Source organism: Mycobacterium sp., from assembly GCF_035603715.1.
Taxonomy (GTDB): domain Bacteria; phylum Actinomycetota; class Actinomycetes; order Mycobacteriales; family Mycobacteriaceae; genus Mycobacterium.
The window spans coordinates 1-15,840 of record NZ_DATNJW010000236.1; the positions used below are offsets into that span (position 1 = coordinate 1).

General features: G+C 65.4%; 18 protein-coding genes. 8 read left to right on the forward strand and 10 right to left on the reverse strand.

Features of this window, described 5'->3' with window-relative positions; translation table 11 throughout:
- A partial coding sequence (locus tag VN856_RS10000; protein ID WP_325688491.1) for a TetR/AcrR family transcriptional regulator occupies positions 1-235 on the reverse strand: 235 nt, incomplete at its 3' end.
- An 84-nt stretch (positions 236-319) separates the two neighbouring features.
- Between VN856_RS10000 and VN856_RS10005 the strand changes: the two genes are divergently transcribed.
- Together VN856_RS10005 and VN856_RS10010 are read left to right on the forward strand one after the other, a co-directional pair.
- A complete protein-coding gene (locus VN856_RS10005; RefSeq protein WP_325688493.1) occupies positions 320-937 on the forward strand; it encodes a DUF2867 domain-containing protein in 618 nt (205 codons plus the stop codon).
- Positions 938-948: 11 nt separating this feature from the next.
- Entirely contained in the window at positions 949-1,425 is a 477-nt protein-coding gene (locus tag VN856_RS10010) for a DUF2867 domain-containing protein (RefSeq protein WP_325688495.1), read from the forward strand.
- On the opposite strand, the gene VN856_RS10015 is transcribed toward VN856_RS10010, so the two are convergent.
- From VN856_RS10015 to VN856_RS10040, 6 genes are read right to left on the reverse strand one after another with little or no spacing between them, the layout of a single operon-like run.
- The gene (locus VN856_RS10015; protein ID WP_325688497.1) at positions 1,422-1,946 is read right to left on the reverse strand and encodes a maleylpyruvate isomerase family mycothiol-dependent enzyme; all 525 of its coding nucleotides are present in this window, start codon (positions 1,944-1,946) and stop codon (positions 1,422-1,424) included. The genes VN856_RS10010 and VN856_RS10015 overlap by 4 nt on opposite strands.
- A gap of 5 nt (positions 1,947-1,951) precedes the next feature.
- Positions 1,952-2,359: a MaoC/PaaZ C-terminal domain-containing protein gene (locus VN856_RS10020; protein ID WP_414686916.1), complete on the reverse strand. Its 408-nt coding sequence runs from the start codon at positions 2,357-2,359 to the stop codon at positions 1,952-1,954.
- Positions 2,356-2,829, reverse strand: coding sequence for an FAS1-like dehydratase domain-containing protein (locus VN856_RS10025; protein WP_325688523.1), 474 nt, complete (start codon positions 2,827-2,829; stop codon positions 2,356-2,358). The genes VN856_RS10020 and VN856_RS10025 overlap by 4 nt, the downstream gene beginning before the upstream one ends.
- Before the next feature lie 56 nt (positions 2,830-2,885).
- Positions 2,886-3,296 (reverse strand): nuclear transport factor 2 family protein, encoded by a 411-nt coding sequence (locus tag VN856_RS10030; protein ID WP_325688499.1) that lies wholly within the window; start codon positions 3,294-3,296, stop codon positions 2,886-2,888.
- A 17-nt stretch (positions 3,297-3,313) separates the two neighbouring features.
- On the reverse strand, positions 3,314-4,912 hold the full coding sequence (locus VN856_RS10035; RefSeq protein WP_325688501.1) for an AMP-binding protein: 1,599 nt from the start codon (positions 4,910-4,912) through the stop codon (positions 3,314-3,316).
- Positions 4,912-6,027, reverse strand: coding sequence for an aromatic ring-hydroxylating oxygenase subunit alpha (locus VN856_RS10040; RefSeq protein ID WP_325688503.1), 1,116 nt, complete (start codon positions 6,025-6,027; stop codon positions 4,912-4,914). Before VN856_RS10040 ends, VN856_RS10035 begins: the two co-directional genes overlap by 1 nt.
- Before the next feature lie 187 nt (positions 6,028-6,214).
- Between VN856_RS10040 and VN856_RS10045 the strand changes: the two genes are divergently transcribed.
- Complete coding sequence (locus VN856_RS10045) at positions 6,215-7,438, forward strand: cytochrome P450 (RefSeq protein ID WP_325688505.1); 1,224 nt, start codon at positions 6,215-6,217, stop codon at positions 7,436-7,438.
- Between the two features lie 6 nt (positions 7,439-7,444).
- On the opposite strand, the gene VN856_RS10050 is transcribed toward VN856_RS10045, so the two are convergent.
- Positions 7,445-7,636, reverse strand: a complete 192-nt coding sequence (locus VN856_RS10050; RefSeq protein ID WP_325688507.1) for a ferredoxin — start codon at positions 7,634-7,636, stop codon at positions 7,445-7,447.
- Between the two features lie 17 nt (positions 7,637-7,653).
- Positions 7,654-10,035, reverse strand: coding sequence for a CaiB/BaiF CoA-transferase family protein (locus VN856_RS10055; protein WP_414686917.1), 2,382 nt, complete (start codon positions 10,033-10,035; stop codon positions 7,654-7,656).
- A 191-nt stretch (positions 10,036-10,226) separates the two neighbouring features.
- Between VN856_RS10055 and VN856_RS10060 the strand changes: the two genes are divergently transcribed.
- Together VN856_RS10060 and VN856_RS10065 are read left to right on the forward strand one after the other, a co-directional pair.
- Positions 10,227-11,048 (forward strand): FadR/GntR family transcriptional regulator, encoded by an 822-nt coding sequence (locus VN856_RS10060; RefSeq protein WP_325688509.1) that lies wholly within the window; start codon positions 10,227-10,229, stop codon positions 11,046-11,048.
- 3 nt (positions 11,049-11,051) lie between these two features.
- Positions 11,052-11,789 (forward strand): SDR family oxidoreductase, encoded by a 738-nt coding sequence (locus VN856_RS10065; RefSeq protein ID WP_325688511.1) that lies wholly within the window; start codon positions 11,052-11,054, stop codon positions 11,787-11,789.
- Positions 11,790-11,798: 9 nt separating this feature from the next.
- On the opposite strand, the gene VN856_RS10070 is transcribed toward VN856_RS10065, so the two are convergent.
- Positions 11,799-12,650, reverse strand: coding sequence for an LLM class flavin-dependent oxidoreductase (locus VN856_RS10070; RefSeq protein ID WP_325688513.1), 852 nt, complete (start codon positions 12,648-12,650; stop codon positions 11,799-11,801).
- Between the two features lie 91 nt (positions 12,651-12,741).
- Between VN856_RS10070 and VN856_RS10075 the strand changes: the two genes are divergently transcribed.
- The 3 genes from VN856_RS10075 to VN856_RS10085 all read left to right on the forward strand — a co-directional run.
- On the forward strand, positions 12,742-13,821 hold the full coding sequence (locus tag VN856_RS10075) for an acyl-CoA dehydrogenase family protein (RefSeq protein ID WP_325688515.1): 1,080 nt from the start codon (positions 12,742-12,744) through the stop codon (positions 13,819-13,821).
- A complete protein-coding gene (locus VN856_RS10080) occupies positions 13,818-14,951 on the forward strand; it encodes an acyl-CoA dehydrogenase family protein (RefSeq protein WP_325688517.1) in 1,134 nt (377 codons plus the stop codon). Before VN856_RS10075 ends, VN856_RS10080 begins: the two co-directional genes overlap by 4 nt.
- 2 nt (positions 14,952-14,953) lie before the next feature.
- A partial coding sequence (locus VN856_RS10085; RefSeq protein ID WP_325688519.1) for an acyl-CoA dehydrogenase family protein occupies positions 14,954-15,840 on the forward strand: 887 nt, incomplete at its 3' end.

Here is a 15,840-nt window from a genome sequence, read left to right on the forward strand (position 1 = left end):
CGTCCTCGGTGTTTTCGATCCGGGAGATGACGTCATCGACGACTGCCTGCTCCCAGGTATCCAGCACGCGCTCGACTAGCGCGTTGCGATCGGCGAATTCGCCGTAGAAGCCGCCCTTGGTCACGCCCAGCGACGCGGCCAGCGCCTCGATCCGGATGGCGTCCGGACCTCCTTCGGCCAGCGCGGTGAGTCCCGCATCGACCCAAGCCTCTGCAGGCGTCTTTCTCGCAGGCACAACACCGCATTATACGGCGCCGTATTGACGTTCTACGGCTCCCGCGCCTACTCTTTATACGTCACCGTATAAAGGAGGTGCCTTGTGAGAATTGACAACGAAGTACAACTCTCGCGGCCATGGCGCATCCACAGTGTCGTCGGCGACTTCACCCTCGAGGACGTCTGGGCACTGCCCGCCATCCGCGGCGGGCAGAACGACTTCGGCGGCGTCATCGAGATGGCTGCCCGGTCCGACCCCACCAGCGCGGACTCGGCGCCGACGCGGGTCCTCTGGGGTGCGCGTGATCGGCTCGGTGCGTGGTTCGATCTGGGTCGGATATCCACGACCGCGAGCAAGAACCACCGTCTGCCCATTCCCGGAACGCGCGAATTCTCTGTCGCCGAACGGTTATCGGAGGATCTGCGGGGCTCGGCGAACGATGTGCATTTCGAGCATCTTCCGTTTGTCCCGCTGTACCGCACGCCGAGCGAGTTCGCCGCAGAGATTTCCAACCAGACAGTCCACGGTGTCATGCACCTTGCCTGGGTCGACTGCGATGACGGCACTTACCAGGCGCAGATGGCGGTCTATGTCAAACCGCGTGGCCGGTTCGGGCGTGCATACATGGCTTTCATCAAGCCTTTTCGATACTGGATCGTGTATCCCGCGCTCGAGCGTGAACTCGAACGTGCCTGGAGTCGTCGCCGCGCAGCGCAGTGATTGGGAGTGACATGACACCGCCGAAAGCGAGACGCATTCAGCCGCAGCTCGACGCCAGTGCAGACTACGCCGATGCATTCGAAATCCCTATCGGCGAACATGATTCGCGCACTGCCGAACAAGCATTCCGTGACGGACTGGGTGCCGAGCCGGGTGTATCCGGACGTCTGGTGTTATGGATCCACCGCCATGTGCTGCGGTTCAGGCTCGGCCCCGTCAGCTCCCCCGACTACGTAATCGGCTGGAAGATCGTTCGTTCGGACCCCGACCAGTTCGTCTTGGCGGCGGACGGATCGCTGATGCGCGGGCAACTCGAGCTGTGTCGTCAGGCTGACCGGCACGCGGTACTAACCACTCAGCTGTTCTTCCGGCACCATGCCACCGCGCGAATGGTCTGGGCCGTGGTTGGGCCCGCGCATCGGGCCATCGCACCGCGGCTGATCGAGCACAGCGCCCGACGCGCCGCCGCAGGCACGACTCGCCGCTAGTTCGGCGGACGCCAACCGGGGTTACGGCCCAGCCGGGCAAGCAGCTTCGATTGCACATCGCCCCGGTCACCCAAGGCGACGGGGGCGTCGAACATTCCGGACGCGCTCAGCGTCGCCATATCCGTCGGCAAAGCCGCGTAGAACTGCTCGCACCACTGGGGATCCAACCGGTCATCGGCGCCCACCGCCCGGGCCAGGTCCCACGTGTGCACCAACACGTCGCGCGTCACGTTCGGCAACACCGCCGCGGCGTCCGGCCCGATATCCGATTCGAACGCCATTTCCAGCTGGTCGTAGGTCAGCTCCCATCGTCGCTGCGGATCGTTGTGCGGGCGATTGGGCTTGAGCCCCAGCGGTCGCAGCAGCAGCACATCGTGAAAACCGATGACATGCTCCAGCACTCCTCTGGCATCCCACGCATCGCAGGGCGACGGGCGTTCCCATTTCCCCTGTGCCGCGTGCACCGATTCGCCGAACCTTCGGCACACCGCCAGATGTTGTTCGCCCAAGCCGACGGCCATTGCGATTACCCCGGCAACTGCAGGGTGAGTTCGACCGGGCAGCATAACTCGCCGTGCTGATTGACGACGTCGATCCGCAGGTCGACCAGTCCCGGCGCCGGTTTGGCCACCACGCGGCCGCGCCCCACCATCGTGTCGCCGGCGTAGATCGATCCGGCGAGCCTCATCTTTCGGCGCACCACCCGGCTCTGCGGGCCGGCCCAATCGGTCGCGATGCGGTCGGCGAAACCGGCGATATGCATGGTGTTGACGAAAATACCTGGATGGCCCTGCTTTTCGGCGTAGTACGGGTCGAAGTGGACCGGGGTGTAGTCCCAGGTGGATCCGGAGTTCATCACCACTCGTTGGTAGCTGATCTCATCACGCACTTCAGGCAGGTCGGTAGTGACCTCGACGCTCTCCCACGAAATCACGATGCCCCCGCCGGAGTGAAGCGGAACAACGTGTTCCGGTTGGTCGCCACCACCGCGCCGTCCTGACGCGTGAAGGTGTCCAAGGTTTCGATGAAATGCCCAACGCCGAGCTTGGACTGCTTCTCGGGTGACACCGACACCACTTGTTCGACGATGGTCAACCGGTCGCCGTCGAGAATGGGCAGCGGAAATTCCGCATCGTTGGCGGCGTTCACGATTGTGGTGCCGGGCAGCGGAACCCGAAGTGCGATCGCCGCTACCGGCGGCGCTCCATCCGGCTCCCACGGCAGCGGTGTCAACCAGCCCATCAGCAGGGCAGGCGGCGCCACCAATCCGCCCCAGGTGCGCGTGGCGAAGTCGACATCCCAGTACGACGGGTTTCCGTCCTGCACTGTGGCAGCGAACATTTGGATCCGGGCCGCGCTGACCACTGTCCCCGCAATCCGCGGTGCGGACGTAACCCCGACCATCTGCAGCGCGTCGTCGTAAGTGCCGAACGCGAGCTTGTAGCTGATAGGTGTTGATGTCACGCCGAGACCGGCACCGAGTCCCACTGCAGTTCTCGTGTTGTGAAGTACCAGCCGCCGCGCTCGTAGATCAGTTGATCGCGATAGCTTCCGGTCGCGCGCAAGGTGGTGCCGTCGCCCGTCGCGCTGAACAGCAATGCCACGCATCGCTGGGTCGCGTTGACGCCGTCGACGGTGATCTCGTGGTCGACGGTGACCAGGCGCCCCTTTTCGCCGTCGAAAGCCTCACGCAGATCGGTGAATTCCGTTCCGTCGCGGGTGAAACGGGCGCCGGAGTGGCGGAAGGTCGCAATCCATCCGTTGCGGTCGCCTTCGGAGAATAAACGGTTGTGCCGTGCCGTCAGGTTCAGGATGGCGTCGCGGCCCACCGAACCGTCGAGGACGTATTGCTGCTGATAGGTCATGGCCATCTGTATTTCTCCCTGTCTCAACGGCTGACGATGTAGCCGTGACTTTCACGGTCCCAGGCGGCGGATCCGACGCCTCTGCTGCGAAGAACATCTTTGCGGACCCGTCCGATAATGGTCTTCGGCAGCTCGCTGACGATCTCGACGTATCGCGGCACCGAGAAGTACGGCATCCGGGCGCCGCAAAAATCCAGCAGCTCTGCGTAATCCAGGTCGCGATCGGGTTGCACAGTGACGAATAGCAGGATGTCATCCTCGCCGAGGTCGCTGGGCACGCCGATCACCGCGGCCTCGAGCACCGCCGGATGCGCCGTGACCACGGTCTCGACCTCGACCGACGAGATGTTCTCCCCGCGCCGGCGCAACGAATCCTTCACCCGGTCGACGTAGGTGAGGTTGTGGTCGCTGTCCAGCACGCCGAGGTCTCCGGTTCGAAACCACGCCGGGTGCGGGTCGACAGTCAGGCCCGAGGCGTTCATGTAGCCCTCGCTCATCACGTGCGGGTAGCGGGGGCGGCACGCGATCTCGCCCACGGCGCCGTCTGGGAGCGGCTCGCCGTCCGGGTCGACGATTCGCACCTCGAAGTTGGGATTCGGGCGGCCTGACGTCCCGGGCACTCCTGCCTCGGCAACGCCTTTGACCGCGATCGGGAAGGCTTCGGTCAGGCCGTACATGGTGACGATTCGGCATCCGTACCGCTTTTCGATGTCGCGGTACACCCCGGCGGCGATCGGCGCGGCGGAGATGAAGCGCAGTGGCAGCTCCCCATCACGCGGATCCGGCGGCTGATTCCACAGCATCGAGACCATCGCGCCGGCGCCGACGAAGCCCACGGCGCCGCAGGCGCGTACCTCGTCCCACACCGAGGCCGGATGGAAGCTGGGCGCCAATACCGTGGTCCCGCCGACCAACATCGGCGCCAGCACAGCCGGCGCGGCGCTGAGATGAAACAACGGCATTGCCGTCCACAGCGCCTCGCCGGGTCTGAAGTCCCAGGCTGACGCGGCCGTCGCGGCCGTGGTGAACAGGTAGTGCCACGTGGTGGCGACGGCCTTTGAAGCCCCGGTCGTTCCCGACGTGAAGAAGAATGACCCGATGTCCGCGACGTCGCCGACGTGTTCGTCGACGGTGTCCGAGTGTCCGCCAAGCCAATCGTCTTGCACGACAATGCTCGCGAGCCCCGGCAGTTGATCGGCCACCTCGGCGACGCGCGACTTGCGCTCAGCGTCAGTGACAACCACCTTCGCCCGCGACACGCGAAGCGCATGCAGCAGGAAGTCGCCCTTGTTGGCCGCGTTCACCGCGGCGGCCACCGCGCCGATGCGTCCGGCACCCAGCCAGAAGTAGATCCATTCCGGGCAGGTTCCGGCGAACAGGGCGACGCAATCGCCCGCTCCGATACCCAAGTCCAGCAACGCATTAGCGGCAGCACACGACCGCTGGCGCATCTGCTCGAAGGTCACGTCGACGCCGCCGATCGACATCATCACCCGGTCGGGGAACTGCTCGGCACGACGATCGAGCACCGCGGCGACGCTGAAATGCTCGACCCCGAAATCAGCTGGGCCGACGGGCTTTCCGTCGCATGCGGGTGCCGCCCCAACCGGCACGCGGGACATCAGGCTCCTGCAGCCGCCGGGTCCGGATCACCGTTGGCGGTGTAGCCGAAGTCGTCCCGCGCAGCCTCTTCACCCGGGTAGAAGCGATGCGCCCAGCGACGCAGGGCGGCGTAATCGTGCGCCTCTTCCGGTGCGAGATTGGGCTTCTCCAGATACTTCATGTTCTCCCAGGTGAAGAAGTCCTGCTTGATCACCTCTTGCTGCAGGGCCAAGAACTTGGCGGCGCGGCCGGTGGGCGCGTCACCGGTGTCGCCGGGTTCGCGAACCGACGCTTGGGTATAGAAGTAGTCGGTGTAGTCCTCGTCGACCGGAGTCTGCCCAGTCACCTCGATCGTCGCCACCAGGTCGCTGGGGAAACGGACTATGCCAAGACCCAGCGAATAGTTGTCGTAGATGATCTTGGCGTCGACCGGACCGTTCGGGGTCAGCCATGTCTGCGCCCGGCCGCCGCCGAAGTGGGCGCTGACGGTGGCGTGCAGGTGGTAGCCGGCAACCTCGAATGAGGTGGTGTTGGCCGGGTTGGCGGCCTTGTGCACGTATTGCACGTGATATGGGTCGGCGGCGTTTTCGATGATCATCTGCGCATGGACCTTGACCCGGTTCAGCATTCGGCTGTGCGGGTGCAGCGGGTAGTACTCGCCGGTTTCCAGTTCGGGCAGCACCGGCGGCTGCCAGTACGGCGCCCGTCCGTGCCGCTCGTGCCACACCAGGATGAAGCCGTACCACTCCGTGCTGTGGTACGTGCGGATGCGGACGTTGTTCTTGCAGCCGATCTTGCTGTACGGGATCAGCGCATTCGTGCCGTCGCCGCGCCACCGCCAGCCGTGCCAGGGGCAGACGATGTTCTCGCCCTCGACCGTGCCACCGACTCCCATGTTGGCGCCGAGGTGCTGGCAATACGCATCGAGCACGTTCACCTCACCGGACTCGGTGCGGAACAGCACCATTTCCTCGCCGAAGTAATGCACCCGCTTGACCTCGCCGGCGGCCAGATCCGAGGCAAAGCCGACGATGAACCATCCGGTCGGGAATCGGTACGGCGACAGGCTGATGCCGCTGGGCCCGAATTCGCGTTCGGATGGATCGATGGAGGTGTCCGAAACCGTGTCCGTCACTACCTTCTCCGTTCCTGCACAGCCACCTTGCGCACGGCCACGCTCACGCTCGCCGCGCTTGGCGGACTCAAGTCTATTTTTACTATTTTAAGCATTGAACGTCAACGCACGCTGCGGCCGACGGTAGGGTGAGTCAACATACCGGCACCCTTCGTGGCGTGAGCGTCGAGGAGAATCGAGGTTGCGGATGACGGCTTCGACAGTCGATCTGTCCGATTTTGCATTGTGGCGCAATGGTTTTCCCGATGACGTGTTCACCGAGCTTCGCCGCAACAGACCGCTGTTCCGCCACGGGCTGACGCCAGGCGTCGCAAAGACCGTCAAGCGGGATTTCTGGATGACGACCAAACACCGGCACGCCGTGCGGCTGCACCGCGACCATGAGTCGTTCACGGCCGTAAACGGTCCGCTTATTCAGCCGGCCAACCTGTTCGCGTCGAATCCGACGATCATCACCCTGGACCCGCCGGAGCAGAGCAAGCACCGAAAACTCATCTCGAGTGCCTTCACGCCACGGGCGATCGCCAAGCTCGAAGACGGCATTCGGGCCCGTGCGGCGCGGATGATCGACGACCTGCTCGCCCGCGGAAGCGGCGACTGGATCGATGATGTCGCCGACGCGCTGCCGATGACCGTGATCGGCGACATCATCGGCATTCCGGAACAGGATCGGCCCCGGATTTTCGACGGCTTCGACCACATTCTGAAGGTCCAATCCAAAGGCGCCCAGGTGGACACCGACGTGTTCGCGTCGATCTTCGCTTACGCGATGGAGCTCACCGCCGAGAAACGGCGCAATCCGGCTGACGACATCTGGAGCACGATTGCGTCCGGCGTCATCACCGGTGACGATGGTGAGCAATTCAGCTTGGCCGCAAACGAACTCGAGTTCTTCTTCTTCGTGCTCGCGTTTGCCGGCAGCGATACCACCAAGAACGCGCTGGCCATCGGGCTGCAGGCGTTCGTCGACAACCCGGAGCAGATCGACCATTACCGCGACGACGAATCCGTGCGATCCAGTGCCGTCGAGGAGGTGCTGCGCTGGGCGTCGCCGGTGGCCTACTGGACCCGCAGCACCAAAGTCGACATCGAAATGGACGGTCAGCACATCCCCAAGGGCGAGCGGGTGGTGTCGATGTTGCGTTCGGCGAATCGCGACGAAGAGGTCTTCTCCGCGCCGTTCACGTTCGACATCGGCCGCCAACCCAACCCACATGTCGCGTTCGGCGGCGGCGGAGCGCACCACTGCCTGGGCGCCATGCTGGCCCGCGCCGAGATCCGCGCCGTGCTGGATGAACTGCTGCTGCGCGGCGACGGATTCACTCTCGGACCGGCCCGGGTGACCTACCCGAATCTGACCACCAACATGTCGATTTACGACGAGATGCCGATAACGCTGAAGCCGCGGTAGGCGGTCTCAGTCGACCAATCGCAGCGCGGCCTTGGGGCACTGGTCGACCGCGGCCGCCACGTCGATCTTCAAATGCTCCGGCACGTCGGCGTCGGCGACGTGTACCACGTCGGATTTCCCGATCACGAAGATGTCCGGCGCCAACGATTCGCAGAATCCATTGGCTTCACACAACGTTTCGTCGACGATTACGCGCATCGCTTACTCCTTAACTTTCACAGCCCTTTGGGCCGGGTGCCGATCACCCCGGCCGATGCCAGACGGGCGAGTTCTTGGTCGGTGAGTCCGCACATGCCCCGCAGCACCTCGTCGTTGTGCTCACCGAGCGTGGGCGGCGGACGCATCAGCCACGCGCGCTGTCCATCGAGCGGGGCGAACGGCGGGCGCGGGTAACGGCCCGGACCGGTGCGCGGATGCTCGAGTGTTTCCAAGAATCCGCGGTCGTTGAGTTGGTCGTTCTCGGTGACCAACGACGGCGACACCACCGGTGCGACTGGAATGCCCACAGCGGCAAGGTCATCCACCGCACGGCGCAGATCCTGGCCGCCGAACCAGTCCTGCAGCTGAAGGTCGATCTCGTCGGCGTGCGCTTGTCGACCCGTGACAGTGCCGAACCGGTCGTCGTCGGTCCACGACGGGCGGCCCATCACCTCGACCAGCGCCTGCCACTGGTCGTCGGTGCGGACCGTGACGGCGACCCAGTCGTCGTCGCCCGCGCAGCGGTAGAGGTTCTGCACAGCCGAGCCGTGTCCACGGTTGCCCCGCCGGCTCAGCGTGACGCCGAATACCTCGGCTTCCATCGGCTGAATGGCGGTGACGTTCAATACCGTCTCGATCATCGGCAGCTCGACGAGCTGACCGAGTCCGGTGCGGTCGGTGAAACACAGTGCCGCCGTCACGGCGAAAGCCGCGTGAACACCGGCCAGCGGGTCACACGCACCCCGGGGCGGGATGGGCGGACCGTCCGCGAGTCCGGTGACCCAGGCCAGGCCGGCGATCTGCTCCATCGTCGGCGCGAACCCAACCCGGTCGCGCCACGGACCGTCCAGCCCGAAGGCCGGCATTCGGGCAACGACCAGTCGCGGATTGATCGCCAGCAAGGCGTCCGCGGTGAGCCCGAAGTGGTCCATCACCCGCGGCGAGAAGTTCTCGATCACCACGTCGGCGTCGGCGACGAGTTCACTGAATAGGCGACGCCCGTCGTCCGACCCCAAATCCAGAGTCACAGAACGCTTGTTGGTGTTCATGGCATGGAACACCCAGCCGTATTCCCACCAGTCGTCGCGGTCTTTACGCATACCGCCGGAGTACCGGATGCCGTCGGGACGCTGGATCGACTCGACTTTGACGACGTCGGCGCCGAACGCCGCGAGCAGGTGCGTGGCGGCGGGCCCGGCCCAGAACGCGGTCAGATCGACGATCCGAATGCCCTTCAGCGGTAGCCGGGGGTCCGACGGCGGCTCACGGTACTCGCGCTTGGGCCATGGCGTGGTGTCGTCGGCCTCACCTAGCACCGGCGCGCCGCGCAACGAAGCCGGTTTGCACTGCGACATCAGCCACGGGGTGCGCGGCTGGTGAAAGCCCGCCGGGTTTTCCACGAACACCCCGCGTTGCGCGGCGTAGGCGGTTTCCCGGATCGTCGCGCCATTGCCCAGCGCAGCGATCGGTAACCGGAACAGCTGCCCCAGCTCGACGACTTCGTCGACGGTGCGCTCGGCCAGCCACGGCCGGATCCGCTCCCGAATGAAGTCGCGGTATTGCCACCGCCCGATTTGGAAACTCAGCTGCGGGATCTCGGTCAGCTCCGCGCAGTCGACCATCGCCGCGAAATCCAGCCACTGCTGGCCGGTGACCATGGTGATCCCGATGTAGCCGTCTTTGGCCGGCTCGATCGACGGGACTTCGATGGTGCGCGACACCGGCGGCGCCTGCAGCAGTTGCGAGTGCAGCCATTCGCCGCTTTGCATCAACGTGATTGCTTCCAGCATCGACAAATCGAGATGCTCGCCGGGTCCGCCGTGCTCGACGCGGCGGCGCACGGCCAGGGCACCGAACGCGGCGAACACCCCGCCCATGTACTCCCCCAGGTCGCCGCCGATCGCGATCGGTGGTCCGGCCGGGTCGCCGCGAAAGCCGGTCAGGCCCGACCACGCCTGCAAGGTGAACTCGCTGGCGGCCCGGTCCGCGTACGGACCGGTCCAGCCGAAATCGGAGATGGTGACGACCACCGCGCGCGGAAACTCCGTCAGCACCTGCTGCGGATCGATGCCCAGCTGGGCGGCCTGCGAGCGGGTAGCCGTCACCACGATGATGTCGGCGCCGGCGAGCTCGGCGTGAAGGTCGGCCGCCGACGAGGTCACGCTGCGCTTGCCGGCGTTGAGATAGCAGAACAGCGGCGAGTCCATGCCGTCTGGAATGGCCGCCCCGCTTGCGCTGAACCGGCGCAACCAATCCCCTTGTGGCGGCTCGATTTTTCTGACATCGGCGCCAGCGTCGACCAACAGCTTTCCGCAGTAGCTGCCGGCGATGCGGTCGCTGATCTCCACAACACGGACGTCCGCCAGCGGTGTTGGTCGGCTGTCGCGCCCGTCGCTCAACGTGATTCCGTCTATGTTCGTCGGATTGTTGTCTATGCCATCTTAGTAAATTTGCCGGTCGGACTGCGCCCGCATCGGACCGAACGCTTGACCAGCGCGGCTATTATGCCATTACTGCTAAAATTGCAGTATATGGAGTTCGCGGGTGCAGCGGCCGTGGCTCCGTTCGGCTGTTCCGCTGCTGGAATCAGATGACTGCGCTGGGAATTGGCCCCGAGGCCCGACGTCGATTGTCGGCGCCGCGGATCGCCGAGATCGTCGCGGACGAATTGCGGCGACAGATCATCGACGGTGAATTGGCCGACGGCGATTTGCTGCCCCGCCAGGAAGTGCTTGTCGAGCAGTTCAATGTCAGCCTTGTCTCGCTGCGAGAAGCGTTGCGAATTCTGGAGACCGAGGGTCTGGTATCGGTCCGGCGCGGCAACCGGGGCGGCGCGATCGTGCACGCTCCGGCGAAGACCAGCGCCGCCTACATGTTGGGCCTGCTGCTGCAAAGTGAGTCGGTTGTCGTCGCCGATCTCGGGACGGCGATCCTGGAACTCGAACCCGCGTGCGCGGCGCTGGCGGCTCAGCGAACGGACCGCGCCGACACCATCGTGCCCGAGCTCAAAGAAATCAATGACGCGATGGAGACGCACCTGGAAGACGGGCCCGAGTTCACCGAAATCGGGCGTAGATTCCACGATTCGGTCGTCCGCGGCTGCGGCAACCGCACGATCATCGCCGTTGTTGGCACCCTGGAAACGCTGTGGACCAGCCACGAGCAGCAGTGGGCCGACGAAAGCGCCGCCAAGGGCACCTACCCGTCGCTGACCAAACGCCGCGCCGTGCTCAACACGCACGTCAAGCTTGCCGACATGATCGAGGCCGGTGACGTCGACCGGGCGCGCCGGATCGCCGCCCGGCATCTGTCCGACACCCAGAGCCACGTGCTGGCCGCCGGACCGGACCAACGGATCTACGCGGTGTCCCCGCAAGCGTTGGGCCGCCCGCGGGACAACCGTCATCTCTAAGTCGTGGACGAGCGAATCGGTGCGAGAACCGCGCTGGTAACCGGTGGCAGCGGCGGCATCGGAAAGGCCTGCGCTGCAAAACTTTGCGAACTGGGTTACGACGTAGTGCTTTCGGCACGTCGGATCGACCCGTTGCGCGCCGCGGCCGACGAGATCGGGGCCCGTTACATCGCCGCCGACGCGTCCGACCCGGGCGGCTTCGCGCAGGCGATCGGACCGCTGGCGACGATCGACCTCGTGGTGCACGCCGCGGGCACCTTGGGCGGGACATACGCACGCAAGCAGACTTTCGAGCAGTGGCAGACGATCATGTCGGCCAACCTGGACTCCTGCTTCGTGATGACAGCGGCCGTACTGCCGAAGATGCGGCCGGGCTCCCGGCTGGTGTTCATTTCGTCGTCCGCGGCGCACGAACCGATGATGGCTCGCACCGCCTACTCGGCGTCCAAGGCCGGGATGAACGCCTTTGCCCGCGCGCTGGCACTCGAAGTCGACCGGGACGGCATCGCCGTGCACATCGTGACACCGGGACCGGTGGAAACCGAGATGCTGCAGGATGTTCCATTCGAGATGAATGCCATTGCGGCCTCCGATGTCGCCGACGCCGTCGCCTGGCTCGACACCGTGGACCCGTCAGTGGATCTGCCGGAGATCCGGCTGCACGCGGTGCGGCGCGGCCCGTTCGCCCGCGAGCCCGTCGTGCCCGATGAGGCTCGCCGCCGCGCCGCTCAACGGCAATGACCCGGCCCGTTATCGCGGGAACGTTTTGATCACCGTTTCGCCGAATTCGTGCAGCGATTCCGGTGCGGCAAAATCAGCGAACCAGACATAGAACCGCTCAACACCTTGACCGGACAAATCACTGAAATGTCCGGACAATTCGTCGGCGTCGCCGCAAACCAGGCCCGATCCGAGATTCCCGAATCGCCGCGCGCTGACCTCACGCACCTTGGCCGGATCGCTGTCCTTGCGAACGAAACCGATCATCTGCTGAATCGACACCCGGGCCGGCCCCGCGGCCGGCGCCAGCTCCGCTAGCCTGTCGATGTGGTTGGCCGGGATGTTCCACCAATCCGCATATCTGCGAACAAGTTCCATCATTCGCCGGCCAGTCCCACCGAGGATCAGCGGTATCGGATGCGTGGGAAGCGGCGACTGACTGCGGGTGGCATCGTCACCGCGTCCCCAGTATTGGGCCATCGCGTCGAGATGGGTTTCGAGTTGTTTGACCCGCGCCACCGGATCTTGTTGCCCAACATCGAATCTGGTGAATTCCGCAGGCCAGGACCCGGAGCCGAGGCCGAGCTCGAACCTACCGTCCGACGCTTCCGACAATGTGACGGCCTGCTTGGCCAGCACCGCAGGATGACGAAAGGCGTCACAGAGCACCAGGTGGCCGATCCGCAGCCGCTCGGTTTTTGCGGCCACCCAGGTGGCGACGCTCATTGCCTCCCAAATGCTTTCGTCGCGAAGGCCGGGTGCCTCGAGATGGTCGATGAACGCTATGCCGGTGAAACCGCTGGCTTCGGCGTGGCGCGCCCGCTCGACGATGTCGGCGACCGGCACCCGAACTTGCGGCAGGAACAGGTACCACTCCGGCATTACCTACCACCATTCGATCGCTGGAGTCACGACGCCGCCGCGATTGACGTTTGTCGCGCTAGTTTACTATTTTTATTATGTTAGGGGCCTTATGGACGTCGGACTGAATTCGGGTCAACTGGCGCTGCGCGACAGCGTGCGTGACGTCCTGCGCGCCGAATGCCCGCCGGCGACCGCGCGGCAGGCCATGACGGATCCCGATCGCTGGCGCACTGTGTGGAAGACCGTCGTCGACCTCGGCTGGAGCGAACTCGCCGTGCCGACCGCCGACGGCGACAGCTCCTTCGGTCGGATGGATCTCACCGTTGTCCTCGAGGAATGCGGCGCGGCGCTGGCGCCTGTTCCCTTACTGTCCAGCGTCGGCCTGGCCGCGGGTCTGCTCCGGCTGGCCGGTCCCGCCGTCGACGATGTGTTGGCCGAGATCGGCAGCGGCGTGGTAGCCGCGCTGGCCGTTCACCCACCCGGCCATCGGCTGCCCGCGGTACCGATGACGCTGCAGGACGGGCGGGTGCACGGGCGGGCGGTCGCGGTGCCCGGCCTCCCCCGCGCCGAACTCGTCGTCACCCTGGCCTCGTCAGCCGACGGGCCGGTTGCCGCCGTGGTGCGCGTCGGCGATGGCGTGACCGTGCACGAGGCCGAATGCACCGACCCCGCCCAGCCGGTCGCCGACGTCGAGGTCGACGCCCAGGCGATCGCCATCGCACCGGTGGACCTGGAGTCAGCTCTGGCGACACCGCTGGTCGCGGCGGCCGCCGACCTGGTCGGTGTCGCCGGCGCCGCGCTGGACCGTGCCATCGAGTACGCGAAAACACGCCAGCAGTTCGGCAAGCCGATCGGCGCATTCCAGGGCATCAAGCACGCCTTGGCCGACAACTATGTCGCGCTGGAACGCGCTCGTGGCCTGACCTACGCCGCGGCCGCGCGACTCGACAACCCGACCACCCCGGTCGCCGCGGGCTGGAACGCGGCGGCGCTGGCCAAGGCGGCGGCAGCCGAGGCGGCGGTCGGCTGCGGGCGCACCGCGGTACAGGTTCACGGCGCGTTGGCGCAGACCTGGGAACACGACATGCACCTCTATCTGCGGCATGCCTGGCAGGGCGCCTCGACGCTGGGCGACAGCCGCGCGCTCTACCACGCGGTGGGACGCCGCTTCGCCGGGAGCGCCGCATGACGCACACCGAGCTCAAGACCGATCTTGTCGCCGAATACGCGGCGTGGCTGACGGATTTCCTGCCGAACGACTACTACGAGCGCTATCGCGAATACCGGTGGGACATCGGACTTCGTCGGGCTCACCAACGTGCGGCATTCGAGGCGGGCTGGCTGCAGCCGACTTGGTCACCCGAGCACGGTGGGCGATCACTCGGCTTGGCCGAAGCGATGGAGATCCGACTCGAGGCAGCGATGCGATCGGCGCCCAAACTACCCAACGTCGCGGGGCCTGGCGTGGCCGCGCCCGGGATCCGCCAATTCGGCACCGCCGCGCAAATCGACCGTCTCCTGATTCCATTGCTGCGCGGCGACGAGTGGTGGGCACTGGGCATGTCCGAGCCCGAAGCCGGCTCCGACTTCGCCAGCCTGCGCACCCGTGCGGTACGCGACGGCGAGATGTTCCGGGTCAAGGGCAGAAAGATCTGGACAACGCAAGCCCACCAGTCCCGGTGGTGCACGCTGTATGCCCGTACCGATCCGGACGCACCCAAACATCGCGGAATCTCATGCCTCATCCTCGATCTCGAATCACCCGGAGTCACCATCGAACCCATTCGGATGGCATCGATCTCCGATGAGACCTTCTGCGAAGTCATCCTCGACGATGTCGAGATTCCGGCCGACAGTTTGCTTGGACCGGTCAACGGCGGATGGCAGGTGGCGATGTCGTCGCTCAACCATGAGCGCCAGATGATTTGGATCATGAACTGGGTCGAGATCCAGCGCGGCCTCAGCTCGGTGCGGGATTCCCAAGCCACCCACGACGACTACGCCTCCGGCGAGGTATTCGCCGAACTCGGCTCGCTGCTCGCCGACGCCGACGCAATCCGGGCAACCGGCTATCGCGCGCTGAACAACGAACTGGCCGGCCGGCCGAGCCCGGAAGCCGACATTCTCAAGCTCCTCGGTTCGCAAACACTGCAGCGGGTTTGGGAGCTGTCCGCCGCGGCGGCCGGGCCCAGATCGATCGACGACACCGATCTGCTCTTCGAACGCCAGGACGCTCTCGCGGCGACGATCTACGGCGGAACATCCGAGATCCAACGCAACATCATCGCCGAGCGACTGCTCGGATTGCCGAAGGGATGACGATGGATTACGACCTCGGCACCGATGCTGTCGAACTCAGAAAGCGCTTGCGGGACTTGATCTCCACGCATATCCCCGAAGGCTTCCTCGGCGCTTGCACCAACGACCCGAAAGACTTGGCCACCACCGAGTCGTTCTGCAAAATGCTCGCATCCGACGGGCTGCTGGCCCTGGCCTGGCCCAAGGAACACGGCGGTGGCGGCGGTTCGGTGTGGCAGCAGACCGTGTTGCGCGAGGAGATGTGGGCCCATCACGAACCCCGTGGTGCGCAGTACATGGGCATCAACTGGGTCGGGCCCGCGCTCATGCGGTACGGAACCGCCGAGCAGAAGGCCCGGCACATGTCCGCCATCGCCGCCGGTGAGGTGATCTGGTGTCAGGGCTTTTCCGAACCTGAAGCCGGAACGGATCTTGCGTCGCTGCGGACCCGCGCGGTACCCGACGGTGACGGTTGGCGCATCACCGGGCAGAAAGTCTGGACCTCCTACGCCCAGATGGCGTCCTGGTGTGTGCTGGCGGCGTGCACCGACCCGAATGCCCCGAAAGCCAACCGGCTCAGCCTCTTTCTCGTTCCGATGGACCGGGCCGGTATCACCGTGCGACCGATCCGCTCGATGCTTGGGCCGCATCACCTCAACGAAGTCTTTCTCGACGGTGTCGAGGTATTTCCCGACGAGGTCCTCGGCGAATTGGGCGACGGCTGGCGGGTGATGCGCGAAGCGCTTGCCTTCGAGCGCGTCGGCATCGCCCGCTACGCCCGGTGCGAGTCATTGCTCGACCGGATGCAAACCGAACTCGGTGACGATTGGGATCAGTTGCCCGAGTCCATCCGCACGCGCTGGGTGCGGGCATTGATCGACCTTCGAATCGCGCGGCTGCTGGCCTATCG

What these genes read in the sequence shown, in the direction of transcription:
- VN856_RS10050 (WP_325688507.1), bottom strand. Translation starts at nt 7,636, where the DNA reads ATGCGCGTAATCGTCGACGAAACGTTGTGTGAAGCCAATGGATTCTGC.
- VN856_RS10010 (WP_325688495.1), top strand. Translation starts at nt 949, where the DNA reads ATGACACCGCCGAAAGCGAGACGCATTCAGCCGCAGCTCGACGCCAGT.
- VN856_RS10080 (WP_325688517.1), top strand. Translation starts at nt 13,818, where the DNA reads ATGACGCACACCGAGCTCAAGACCGATCTTGTCGCCGAATACGCGGCG.
- VN856_RS10025 (WP_325688523.1), bottom strand. Translation starts at nt 2,829, where the DNA reads ATGGTCGGGGTTACGTCCGCACCGCGGATTGCGGGGACAGTGGTCAGC.
- VN856_RS10070 (WP_325688513.1), bottom strand. Translation starts at nt 12,650, where the DNA reads ATGCCGGAGTGGTACCTGTTCCTGCCGCAAGTTCGGGTGCCGGTCGCC.
- VN856_RS10035 (WP_325688501.1), bottom strand. Translation starts at nt 4,912, where the DNA reads ATGTCCCGCGTGCCGGTTGGGGCGGCACCCGCATGCGACGGAAAGCCC.
- VN856_RS10030 (WP_325688499.1), bottom strand. Translation starts at nt 3,296, where the DNA reads ATGGCCATGACCTATCAGCAGCAATACGTCCTCGACGGTTCGGTGGGC.
- VN856_RS10060 (WP_325688509.1), top strand. Translation starts at nt 10,227, where the DNA reads ATGACTGCGCTGGGAATTGGCCCCGAGGCCCGACGTCGATTGTCGGCG.
- VN856_RS10015 (WP_325688497.1), bottom strand. Translation starts at nt 1,946, where the DNA reads ATGGCCGTCGGCTTGGGCGAACAACATCTGGCGGTGTGCCGAAGGTTC.
- VN856_RS10045 (WP_325688505.1), top strand. Translation starts at nt 6,215, where the DNA reads ATGACGGCTTCGACAGTCGATCTGTCCGATTTTGCATTGTGGCGCAAT.
- VN856_RS10075 (WP_325688515.1), top strand. Translation starts at nt 12,742, where the DNA reads ATGGACGTCGGACTGAATTCGGGTCAACTGGCGCTGCGCGACAGCGTG.